Raw genomic sequence first — 9623 nt, forward strand, 5'->3', positions numbered from 1 at the left:
GAAAAGCAAGGACTTAGTGAGCAGGACGGGTGGTGAGCAGCGTGTAGCGCCGGCTCATAATCTGCGAGTAAGTGTAGTTTTTGGTGTCAAAGTAATCGAGGTTGCGTTTAGAAAACCGAGGGAAGTAGGCGCACTGGATGTCGTAGCGAAAAGCTACCGAATCGGGTGATTGGAACGCCGCCGGCAGGGCCATGCGGGCATACACAAACTGCGAGTACTGCACCAGTGCATTGTGCCCCGAGCACTCGCGTAGTGCCCGGCCATAGAAGCGGTCGAGCTTGGCCGGGTTGTTTTTGAGCGTGTCGTTCTCCGCCGTCAACTCCTTGAACTTGCGGTTGAACTCCATAATGTCCATAATGCCCGACGACATGTGCTTGAGTACCCGCTGCACGGGCGACCAGAAGGAGGTGCGCTTGGCGTACACGAGCGGCGTCACCACATCGAGCCAGCTCGTGGTGTACAGCTGGCCGTGGCGGTACACCTGGTACTGGTATTTCACCGTCCAGTTGGAGCTGACGGGGTTGGGAGCAAACAAATTCCAGTTTTGCTGAAATAGCGGGGTCGTGTAGCGCGCCATCTCATACTTGTACTGGTGCTTAATCGGGTTGTCAGGCAACAGGGAAAAAGCAATAACCAGAAAGTGGGCTGCCAGCAGGGTGCCAAAAAATAAGTTAATGGCTGTTTTCATAAAGCAAAAAAATTAACTAGTGGAAAAGGCGTAGGAGACGCCGGGAAAAATGCCCGCGCATCCTGCAAGGCAGTGGGCAGGGCGCACGGGCATTTCCTGGCTAGTGTTGAGTGGTTGTTTTAAGCGCGGTTGGCTGACCCCAAAGGCCAGCCCGGCTTAGTCGAAAGTCGAGAAGTCGGTGCTTTGGTAGTGCTGCATGGCCACCAGCGTATTCTGCTCGCTGAACTGCGGCGAGCGTTGCAGCCCATCGACAATGCCCTGAACAAAATCGCCGGTGATGGCGGCCCACCACATTTGGGCTTGCATCGAAGTGGTTGTCGTGGGAACGGTAGCGGTAGTGGCATTGGCCGCGCCTAGTGCCACCTGGTTGCCGGAAGAAGCTACCAGCAGTACGGCAGCCAGGGCGCCCGCACTCAGGGCCTTCGAAAAACGGGAGAAAATTTTCATGAAGTAAGTATTTGAAAGTAAGTAAGTTGAAATGAATTTAAAAAAGTACTTGCCGCTACTTAGTCGAAGGCTGAGAAGTCAGTTGTGTGGTAATTGGCGGCTACCACCTGCGTTGCAGTGGTAGTCTGACCTATCATACCCCACAAGACGGGTTCTCCTATCAGTACGCCCCCTATCTGGATGTACTGCTCCTGCTGCTGGCTAGAAGCTAGCATCGTGTGCTGCCCTTTGGCTGCGGCCGCGGTATTGGCCGCGCCCAAGGCTGCCTGGTTGCTGGTGGCGGCTACCAGCAGTAGGGTAGCCAGGGTGCCCATGGTGAGGGCTTTCGAAAAACGGAAAAGGGATTTCATGAGAAGCTAAGTAATTGAACGCGAGAAGAAAGCAGTTGAGACTAGTCGAAAGTCGAAAAGTCGGTAGCCTGGTACTTGGCCACCGGCAGCTGCGTACTATTGCTAAGCTGCGCCTCCGCTTGGGGGGCATAGCCCGCCAGGTTGAGCAGCGCCCCAATGATGTAGCCAATATTATAGGCATACTCTGCCGCCACCATATTGTCGGCACCGCCGGCAGGAGCAGCGCTATTGATAGCGGCACCCAGTACCGGCGTGTTAGCCGAAGCCATCCCGAACAGGCCGGTACACAGTAGGGATACGGAGAGAAAACGACGGAATTTGCGTAGGTTTTTCATGAATGAGGAATATTTAACTGATTGATTAAAAAGAGTATGGGCGCCGAAATGCACCGCAGTCAACTCGCTTTTTTAGCCACAAGGCTGGAAAGCGGAGCTGCTATACAAATCCCTCCGGCCAAAGCCGCACAACTAGCTGACAATCCGTCAAATGGCCATTTGAATGGCGGGGTGCAAGTCGCTCGGGCGCAAAAAGGGTAAGCTTATACCAAGGCAGTGCAATCGGCGCCTTTACTACATCGGGGCGCCGTCGAACTGCGAAAAGTCAGCGCTTTGGTAGTGCTCCATGGCTACCAGCGTGTGCTGCTCCTGCGATTCGGTAACGCCCACTTGGTTGAGGGCGGCGCGGAAGCCCGCCAGGAAGTCGGCCCAAAAGCCTGATTCCTGGGCTACGGCGGTAATGCCTACCGGCATGGAGGTAGCGCGCGCCGCGCCTAATGCAACCTGGTTGTTGGCCGAAGCCAGCACCAATAGGCTGGCTACTACGCCCACGGTAAGGGCTTTTGAAAAATGAGAGAGAGACTGCATAGAAAAGAAATTAGTGATGAGCAGGTCGGCGCTGGACGTGGCTACTTATCGAATGAGGAAAAATCCGCCGCTTGGTAGCGGGCAGCGGCGAGCTGGTCAGTGCTCATGTTGGCGGTTTCAACTTGCGGCGAGCAAATGCCAGCTGCCGCCGCAATCACGCCAAAAAAGTATCCGATGTTGTAGCCCCAGGCAGCTACAACCATGGTTTCGGACGAGCCCGTAGGGGCGGTGCCCTGCGTAGATGCGCCCAGGGCGGTGTTGTTGACCGAGGCCAACCCGAACAGGCCGGTGCACAGCAGCATAACAGCTAGCAGGCGGCGGATTTTGTGCAATCTCTTCATGTTTGAAAAGGGGGGTTAAGGTGGATGCCCCGCAAGTAGCGCACATAAAATGGCCCGCCGCCAGATAATCTGACGAGTGGTAAAAAATAGCTGGTGAACTGCGCGCATACCCCGCGAGTTGCGAAAAGGTAGCAGTAGAAGCCTGGTAGTGTGGCACTCTGCCAGACTGCTGGCTGGCTACCTCAATACATTAATGCGGATTCTTAATTCCTCCTGGCACGAGCGACTAACCGGGATTTGATAGCGGCCAAGCACTACAGAGCTCTCTTGATACGATTTAATGTTATCTAAATTAACTATATAAGAACGGTGCGTTCTGAGGAAGTAGTCCGGTAGCTTCTGGCCAAAATTTTTGAGTGTAGAATCGACAACGAAATTATCGGTATCGGTGTAGACGCGCACGTAGTTTTGGAATGATTCTATGTATAAAATATCCTTTAAAAATAGCTTTACATGCTCACTACCCTTTCGAACAAAAATGAACTGGCTAAACCCAGCTGGTACAGCCTTGGGAAGTGTGGGAACGGCTCGCTGCTGGGCCAAAAAAGCCGGCTGAGATTTACTCATTGCCAACTCCAGCGCGGCCCGAAGCGAAGAATCGGTGTAGGGTTTGACCAGGAACACGGCTGGCTGCGCTGCCCGGATATGTTGCAGAATGCTGGAGGCGCTGGGAGTGGTTAGAAATAGTATCGGCGTAGCAAATAGGCTGCATACATGCAACGCTGTTGCAATTCCATGGCATCCTCCGGCAACGCTGACATTCATCAGGACCAACTCAATGGTATTGGTAGCAAGCAGGGCCCGCACCTGGCTACAATCCTGCACAGGACCGACCGGCAGGTGCCCGAGGCGTACTACTGCGCGCTCAGTTTCTGCAGCGAGCAGCAACTCATCTTCTGCAATCAGAATCTTGTGCATAAAAGTCAGGCGTGAAGGGTAGGTGCTGCGTGGGCTAGCAGACGGAGCCTGAGCGTACTCAAGTCGAGACTGCTGCCACTACTGCCGAGCGCAACGGGGCGGGCTACGCTGCCTTTCGCATTGCTTGCAACAAACCTATCTACCTATCCCCACTCCCTTGTTGTAAAGTACACCACCTTAGCTATTAGCAGTACCAAACTAGCTTAGTAGTGCAATTGCAGCGCCCAGCAGCTGCCGCTGCTGCCGGGTAGCGTTGCTAAGCAGCGACACCCCTCCCCACCACACGACGCACGGCCCGGTAGCCACCCGGTATCGTGAATAAAAAAAAGGGCTATTGCTTGGTGCGGGCTCGAAGGGGCTGCGCAGTAGCCGCCAGCGGGTGCGCAGCTTACCCTTCCACTCACAGCCAATGGCAGGCCAGCGTACGCTGCTTAGCTTGGGCTACCGCGCTTATGCTGGCCTGAAAACGGAGTTAACTAATAGGCTATGAGTAGATTATCCTAGAAGACCACGCCACACCAAATACTCACTGGGCCAAGGTAGGGCAGGGGCTTCTGCATCGGCAAATAGCCCATACACTGCTGAGCCAGAACCCGATAGGCTAGCGTAGGCTGCGCCCGCCTCGTAAAGCTGCTGCTTAATTTCGGCCAGCACCGGGTGCGTGGGAGCCAGGGAAGCTTCGAAGTCGTTGCTGACCGTGTGGCGCCATGTGGCCAGGGGCTGCGCCAGGGCCGCCCGCAGGGGCTGGGCCGGTGCCTGCGGCACAATGCCCGCAAACGCCTGCGCCGTGCTAATGTGCAGCCCCGGATAAACTACCACGCAGGCTATGCCTTTCAAATTCAACTCAATAGGTTCGAAAACGTCGCCCTTGCCACGCGCCAGCCGGGGCGTATTCTGGATGAAAAAGGCGCAGTCGGCCCCTAGTTGGCGCGCGTAGCCTTCCAGCGCCTCGGTAGACAAGCCCAGCCCAAACACCTCGCCGATGGCCCGCAGCGCAAACGCCGCATCGGCCGAGCCGCCGCCCAGCCCCGCGCCGATGGGTACTATTTTATGCAGGTGTAGCTGCGCGGCGGGCAGGGCGGGGAAATCAGCTTTCAGAAGCTGGTACGCCTGCAGGCACAGGTTGGTAGCCACGTCGCCGGGAATAGGCCGGCCGGTGAGGGTGAGGTCGCTGGCCACCTGGCCCTTGGGGGCGGGCAGTACCTCTAGCACATCGGCCCAGGGCAGGGGTAAAAACACGGTTTCCAACTCGTGGTAGCCATCGGGCCGCCGCGCTGTCACGTAAAGGCCCAGGTTGAGCTTGGCGTTGGGGAAGGTGAGCAATGGGTAGTGGGTAATAGGTAGTGAGTAGTAAAGAACGTCATGCTGAACGCAGGGAAGCAGCTCACTTGCCTCGTTGAAGCGAAGGTCAGCGGAAGCTAACGATGGAGTTGCTACCCCACGCGAGCTGCTTCCCTGCGTTCAGCATGACGTTCTTTACTACCCATCACCCATCACCCATTACTGCATGTACCCTGGCAAGCGCCTGCTCGACCTGGCCGTGGCCCTGCCGCTGGTGGTGCTCACCGCGCCGCTGCTGGCGCTGGGGGCGGTGCTGGTGGCCCGCCAAAACGGCGGGGCCTGGCTGTTCAGGCAGCAGCGGCCGGGGCTGGGCGGCCGGCTGTTTGGCCTGTACAAGCTCCAAACCATGACCAGCGCCCACGACCCGGCCACCGGCCAGCTGCTGCCCGATGCCCAGCGCTTGCCGCCGGTAGGTGGGTGGCTGCGAGCTACTTCGCTCGATGAACTACCGCAGCTTTGGAATATTGTGCGCGGCGATATGAGCCTGGTGGGCCCCCGGCCGCTGCTGCCGCAGTACTTGCCCCTGTACTCGCCTGCCCAGGCCCGGCGGCACCTGGTGCGGCCCGGCCTCACGGGCTGGGCCCAGGTAAATGGCCGCAACGCCATTGGTTGGGAAGAAAAATTTGCCCTCGATGCCTGGTACGTGGACCACGAAAGCCTGGGGCTCGACCTGCGCATCTTGTGGCGCACGGCGGGGCGGGTGCTGGGCCGCCGCGGCATTGCGGCCGCCGGCGAAGCCACAATGCCACCCTTTCGCGGCAGTGCGCCGCCAAAGGATGGCACCAGCAGGTAGCAAGGCTGCGCTCCGAAATAGCCGCCCGGCCTTACTTCACGGCCAGGGGCAACTGCCACTGCTGGCCGTTTTGACTCAGGCGCAACCGGTAGGCCCCGGCGGGTAGGCTGCGCAGGTTGAGCGCCAGTTGCACGCGGCCGCCTGGCAGCCCCCGCCAAGTGTGGCTGGCCACCGGGCTGGTGCCCGCGCCCAGCACATCGGCCGTGAGCGGGGCCGTGGTGGGCAGCTCGCCCACCAGCGACAGCCAGCCGGGCGTGCCGTTGGGTACCAGCACCAGCGGCGCAGTGACCTCGCCGGCCTCGCCGGCCCCGCCGGCCGTGTGAGTGGGCGCAACCCCCGGGCGCGTTAGCCCCGAGGGAGTGCTGTGGCTCTGGTGAGCCAGCAGCAAGCAGAGAAGGACAGCGCCTTGCGGCAAATAGGAAAGCTTGTTCATAGTCAGAAAGAGATAGGGTATGGGGCAAAGGTCCGTTGCTAAGTAGCTAGTGCGCAATAGCATAAACATGCTAGGTATAAATACCTGGTAAGCAGTGGCCCGGCCCGGCGCGCCGCAACTGGCACAGGCCAGGCAACCGCTACAGTACCAGCTGCATTTAGCTGGTTAGATGCTTATTAGGGGTTAGTGCGCAGTATTTTTGAAGTAGCCCGTAACGAACGGCCAGCGGGCCCGGTACCCACCGCATCAACTCCCTGTTTTTCAGTACCTCCCATGAAAAATCTCCTCCTCGCTGCCCTGCTGTGGCTACTGGCCCTGGTGCCCGCCCTAGCCCAAAATTCGCAAGTGCGCCCGGTGGCCGCTTTCACCGCCATCAACGTGGGCACGGGTATCGAGCTGGTGCTCACAGCCGGCCCGACGCAGCGGGTAGAGGTGAGCGCCAGCGCCGCCGAGTACCGCGACCGCATCGAAACCACCGTGGCAAACGGCGTGCTCACGCTGCGCTACAAAAACCCCGACGACCGCCACAACCGCGACCGCACCAACAAGCAGCTGCGGGCCAGCGTTACGGCCGACCAGCTCCAGGCCCTCACGGCCAACAGCGGCTCGACGGTGCGCACGAGCGGCAACTTTGCGGCGGCCCAGGAATTTCGGCTCGATGTGTCGTCGGGTGCGGCCGTGAAAGCCGATGTGGCCACGGCGGCCCTCACCGTGCACCAAAGCAGCGGCAGCACCATCGACCTCAGCGGCCGCGCCGCCCGCCTCGACCTCGATGCCAGCAGCGGCGCCACGTTTGACGGCGAAAAGCTCTACACCGACCACTGCCGCGCCGAAGCCAGCAGCGGCAGCTCGGTACGCATCGCCGTGAAGGAAGACCTCGTGGCCGAAGCCAGCAGCGGCGGCAGCGTGCGCTACTACGGCGCCCCGGCGCTTACCAAGCGCACCAGCAGCGGCGGTAGCGTGAGCGGTAAGTAGCGGCGGCTAGGCCAAAATCCCATTCCTTTGTGGGCGTAACCCCCTTAGCGGTTCACTTTTCCGCGTTTTGCTATGAAGAAGTATGTAGTATCGGCCCTGCTGGGGCTGCTGGCCGCCGCCCCGGCCCTGGCCCAACTGGAGCCTCAGGCGCGTCCCGTCGAGAAGTTTCACGCCATTACCGTGGGCACGGGCATTGCCCTGGAGCTCACCGGCGGCTCGGCCCAGCAAGTGCAAGCCAGCGCCCTCACCGCCGACCTGCGCGACCACATCATCACGAAGGTGGTGGGCGGCGTGCTCAGTATCAAGTACGAAGACCTGGACGAAAGTGAGCGCGAGCGCAAGGATAAGAAACTGGCCCGGCTCGATAAAAAGCTGCGCGTAACCGTCACGGCCGACCAGCTCACGTCTCTGCTGGCCAACAGCGGGGCCACCGTAACGGCCACCGGCCCCTACGCCGCCCCCGATTTTCAACTCGATGTATCGTCGGGAGCCAGCCTGCGGGGCGAGGTCAACGTGGGTGTGCTTATCGTGCGCCAAAGCAGCGGCAGCGCCGTGGCCCTCAGCGGCCAGGCTCCGCGCTTCGACCTGCGCCTCAGCAGCGGCTCTACCTTCGACGGCACCGCCCTGCAAACCAACCGCAGCCAGATAGAAGCCAGCAGCGGCAGCACCGCCAAGCTGGCCGTGCGCGAAGTGCTGATGGCCGAAGCCACCGGCGGCGCCAACATCCGCTACATCGGCTCGCCCGAGCTCACCAAAACCGTGAGCGGCGGCGGCAGCGTGAGCGGCAAATAGTAAATGAGTAGCCGAGTAAATGAGTAATGCCACCTGTTACCTGGAAGACATTGCTCATTTACTCAGCTACTCATTTACTACTTCCCCCAGGCGAATACGGCTGGGCGCTTGTGCAGGGCGGGGAGCGCGGGCAGGCGGCGCCACTCGGCCACCGATAAGGTGCGCAGGTACTCGGTGGGTGCGGTGAGGTCGGTGGCTACGCAGAGGCGGGTGCCGGGTGCCAGGTGGGCCAACAAGTCGCTGAATAACTGGTCGTTGCGGTAGGGTGTTTCGATGCACAACTGGCTTTGGTCGCGCTGGAAAGCTTCTTTTTCCAGAGACTTGATGGCCGCAATGCGGGCCCCCTTTTCAATGGGCAAGTACCCGTGAAACGCAAACCGCTGCCCATTGAGCCCCGAGCCCATGAGGGCCAGCAAAATGGACGATGGCCCCACCAGCGGGCGCACCGGCAGCCCTAGGCGGTGGGCCTCCTGGGCCAGCGCCGCGCCGGGGTCGGCAATGCCGGGGCAGCCGGCCTCGGAGAGCACGCCGGCCTCCAGCTTTTCTTTTACCAGGGGCTCCAGGGCGGCTTTTACCTGGGCGGGCGTGCTGTCTTTGTCAATCAGCACGAAGCGAATTTCTTCGATAACGCGGTGCGGGGCCACCTCCTTCACGAAGCGGCGGGCGGTGCGCAGGTTTTCGACCAGAAAGTAGGTCAGCCGGGCCACGGTGGCCACCACCTGCGGCGGCAGCACCTGCGGCGCAGTATCCTCGGCCAGCGGCGTGGGAATTAAATAAAGCATCGTTTTAAGGGTCAGTCAATAGGTAGCAGGCAGTAGTAGTCTGCACGACCATTAAGCAATAACTAATTGATTATCAATTAGTTATTGCTTAATGGTCGCGAGCTGCTCATCAAAACGAAGTTCCTCACCAGGTCAAATACCTCTTCGGGCTTTTCGGCGTGCAGCCAGTGGCCGGCGTCGGCCACGGTGGCTACCTGCGAGTTGGGGAAAAGGGCCGGAATACCGTGCAGCTTATCCTCGGCCGTGATGTAATTGGACTTGCCGCCCCGCACAAACAGCGTAGGCTTGAGAAATGGCTGGGCCGAAGTGATTTCCTCGCCCACGGCCACCAGGTTGGCCACCAGCGCGGGCAGGTTGATGCGCCAGGCAAAGGAGTTATCGTCGGTGCGGTACAGGTTTTTGAGCAAAAACTGCCGCACGCCGGGCTGCGGAATGAGGGGCGTGAGCGCCGCCTCGGCCTGCTGCCGGGTTTGGATGCTGGCCAGGTCCACGGCCTGTAAGCCGGCAATAATATCGTCCTGGTGCTCCATGTCGGAAAAGCGCGGGGCGATGTCCATCACAATGAGCTGGGCCAGGCGCTCGGGGTAGCCCAGGGCCAGGCACATGGCCACCTTGCCGCCCATGCTGTGGCCCATCACCGTGAGGCGCGCCGGGTCGAGGGCCAGGTGGTCGAGCACGGCCAGCACATCGGTAGCCATGAGAGCGTAGCTGTGCTCGGGCGAGTGAAACGAGCGCCCGTGGTTGCGCAAATCGACGGAAATAACCCGCAGCCCGGCCTCTTCGGCCCAGCGGCGGGCCAGCGTCTGCCAGTTGTCGAGGGTGCCAAACAGGCCGTGCAAAATGACGAGCGGCGTAGCCGTAGGCTCGCCCTGCTCGATAAAGTGTAAGAGAGACATTTTT

Annotated in this window: 14 protein-coding genes; 3 read left to right on the plus strand and 11 right to left on the minus strand. The window is 60.1% G+C overall.

Going from position 1 to position 9623, the window contains the following annotated elements; translation table 11 throughout:
* Positions 1 to 13: 13 nt before the first annotated feature.
* From QMK33_RS18390 to ispE, 8 genes are all read right to left on the minus strand, one after another.
* Positions 14 to 688: a DUF5819 family protein gene (locus QMK33_RS18390; RefSeq protein ID WP_283566084.1), complete on the minus strand. Its 675-nt coding sequence runs from the start codon at positions 686 to 688 to the stop codon at positions 14 to 16.
* A gap of 156 nt (positions 689 to 844) precedes the next feature.
* On the minus strand, positions 845 to 1135 hold the full coding sequence (locus tag QMK33_RS18395) for a hypothetical protein (RefSeq protein ID WP_283566085.1): 291 nt from the start codon (positions 1133 to 1135) through the stop codon (positions 845 to 847).
* 59 nt (positions 1136 to 1194) lie between these two features.
* Positions 1195 to 1485 (minus strand): hypothetical protein, encoded by a 291-nt coding sequence (locus QMK33_RS18400; RefSeq protein WP_283566086.1) that lies wholly within the window; start codon positions 1483 to 1485, stop codon positions 1195 to 1197.
* A 41-nt stretch (positions 1486 to 1526) separates the two neighbouring features.
* Positions 1527 to 1820: a hypothetical protein gene (locus QMK33_RS18405; protein WP_283566087.1), complete on the minus strand. Its 294-nt coding sequence runs from the start codon at positions 1818 to 1820 to the stop codon at positions 1527 to 1529.
* Positions 1821 to 2054: 234 nt separating this feature from the next.
* Positions 2055 to 2348: a hypothetical protein gene (locus QMK33_RS18410; protein WP_283566088.1), complete on the minus strand. Its 294-nt coding sequence runs from the start codon at positions 2346 to 2348 to the stop codon at positions 2055 to 2057.
* A gap of 41 nt (positions 2349 to 2389) precedes the next feature.
* Positions 2390 to 2689, minus strand: a complete 300-nt coding sequence (locus tag QMK33_RS18415) for a hypothetical protein (RefSeq protein ID WP_283566089.1) — start codon at positions 2687 to 2689, stop codon at positions 2390 to 2392.
* A 177-nt stretch (positions 2690 to 2866) separates the two neighbouring features.
* Positions 2867 to 3607: a LytR/AlgR family response regulator transcription factor gene (locus QMK33_RS18420; protein ID WP_283566090.1), complete on the minus strand. Its 741-nt coding sequence runs from the start codon at positions 3605 to 3607 to the stop codon at positions 2867 to 2869.
* 495 nt (positions 3608 to 4102) lie between these two features.
* Positions 4103 to 4930, minus strand: coding sequence for a 4-(cytidine 5'-diphospho)-2-C-methyl-D-erythritol kinase (gene ispE / locus QMK33_RS18425; protein WP_283566091.1), 828 nt, complete (start codon positions 4928 to 4930; stop codon positions 4103 to 4105).
* Between the two features lie 184 nt (positions 4931 to 5114).
* Between ispE and QMK33_RS18430 the strand changes: the two genes are divergently transcribed.
* The gene (locus QMK33_RS18430) at positions 5115 to 5741 is read left to right on the plus strand and encodes a sugar transferase (protein ID WP_283566092.1); all 627 of its coding nucleotides are present in this window, start codon (positions 5115 to 5117) and stop codon (positions 5739 to 5741) included.
* Between the two features lie 31 nt (positions 5742 to 5772).
* On the opposite strand, the gene QMK33_RS18435 is transcribed toward QMK33_RS18430, so the two are convergent.
* Positions 5773 to 6174, minus strand: coding sequence for a hypothetical protein (locus tag QMK33_RS18435; protein ID WP_283566093.1), 402 nt, complete (start codon positions 6172 to 6174; stop codon positions 5773 to 5775).
* A gap of 273 nt (positions 6175 to 6447) precedes the next feature.
* Between QMK33_RS18435 and QMK33_RS18440 the strand changes: the two genes are divergently transcribed.
* Together QMK33_RS18440 and QMK33_RS18445 are read left to right on the plus strand one after the other, a co-directional pair.
* On the plus strand, positions 6448 to 7149 hold the full coding sequence (locus QMK33_RS18440; protein WP_283566094.1) for a head GIN domain-containing protein: 702 nt from the start codon (positions 6448 to 6450) through the stop codon (positions 7147 to 7149).
* A 72-nt stretch (positions 7150 to 7221) separates the two neighbouring features.
* Positions 7222 to 7941: a head GIN domain-containing protein gene (locus QMK33_RS18445; protein ID WP_283566095.1), complete on the plus strand. Its 720-nt coding sequence runs from the start codon at positions 7222 to 7224 to the stop codon at positions 7939 to 7941.
* 77 nt (positions 7942 to 8018) lie between these two features.
* On the opposite strand, the gene QMK33_RS18450 is transcribed toward QMK33_RS18445, so the two are convergent.
* Positions 8019 to 8723 carry an SAM-dependent methyltransferase gene (locus tag QMK33_RS18450; protein WP_283566096.1) on the minus strand — a complete coding sequence of 235 codons (705 nt, stop codon included), beginning with the start codon at positions 8721 to 8723 and terminating at the stop codon, positions 8019 to 8021.
* 77 nt (positions 8724 to 8800) lie between these two features.
* A complete protein-coding gene (locus QMK33_RS18455) occupies positions 8801 to 9619 on the minus strand; it encodes an alpha/beta fold hydrolase (protein WP_283566097.1) in 819 nt (272 codons plus the stop codon).
* Positions 9620 to 9623 lie beyond the last annotated feature (4 nt).

It is taken from the genome of Hymenobacter sp. H14-R3, from assembly GCF_030063445.1.
Classification (GTDB): Bacteria; Bacteroidota; Bacteroidia; order Cytophagales; family Hymenobacteraceae; genus Hymenobacter.

Excerpts from the sequence above, each read along its gene's own strand:
- QMK33_RS18395 (WP_283566085.1), bottom strand. The coding sequence starts at position 1,135 with ATGAAAATTTTCTCCCGTTTTTCGAAGGCCCTGAGTGCGGGCGCCCTG.
- QMK33_RS18440 (WP_283566094.1), top strand. The coding sequence starts at position 6,448 with ATGAAAAATCTCCTCCTCGCTGCCCTGCTGTGGCTACTGGCCCTGGTG.
- QMK33_RS18400 (WP_283566086.1), bottom strand. The coding sequence starts at position 1,485 with ATGAAATCCCTTTTCCGTTTTTCGAAAGCCCTCACCATGGGCACCCTG.
- QMK33_RS18405 (WP_283566087.1), bottom strand. The coding sequence starts at position 1,820 with ATGAAAAACCTACGCAAATTCCGTCGTTTTCTCTCCGTATCCCTACTG.
- QMK33_RS18410 (WP_283566088.1), bottom strand. The coding sequence starts at position 2,348 with ATGCAGTCTCTCTCTCATTTTTCAAAAGCCCTTACCGTGGGCGTAGTA.
- QMK33_RS18435 (WP_283566093.1), bottom strand. The coding sequence starts at position 6,174 with ATGAACAAGCTTTCCTATTTGCCGCAAGGCGCTGTCCTTCTCTGCTTG.
- QMK33_RS18420 (WP_283566090.1), bottom strand. The coding sequence starts at position 3,607 with ATGCACAAGATTCTGATTGCAGAAGATGAGTTGCTGCTCGCTGCAGAA.
- QMK33_RS18415 (WP_283566089.1), bottom strand. The coding sequence starts at position 2,689 with ATGAAGAGATTGCACAAAATCCGCCGCCTGCTAGCTGTTATGCTGCTG.
- QMK33_RS18390 (WP_283566084.1), bottom strand. The coding sequence starts at position 688 with ATGAAAACAGCCATTAACTTATTTTTTGGCACCCTGCTGGCAGCCCAC.
- QMK33_RS18450 (WP_283566096.1), bottom strand. The coding sequence starts at position 8,723 with ATGCTTTATTTAATTCCCACGCCGCTGGCCGAGGATACTGCGCCGCAG.
- QMK33_RS18455 (WP_283566097.1), bottom strand. The coding sequence starts at position 9,619 with ATGTCTCTCTTACACTTTATCGAGCAGGGCGAGCCTACGGCTACGCCG.
- QMK33_RS18430 (WP_283566092.1), top strand. The coding sequence starts at position 5,115 with ATGTACCCTGGCAAGCGCCTGCTCGACCTGGCCGTGGCCCTGCCGCTG.
- QMK33_RS18445 (WP_283566095.1), top strand. The coding sequence starts at position 7,222 with ATGAAGAAGTATGTAGTATCGGCCCTGCTGGGGCTGCTGGCCGCCGCC.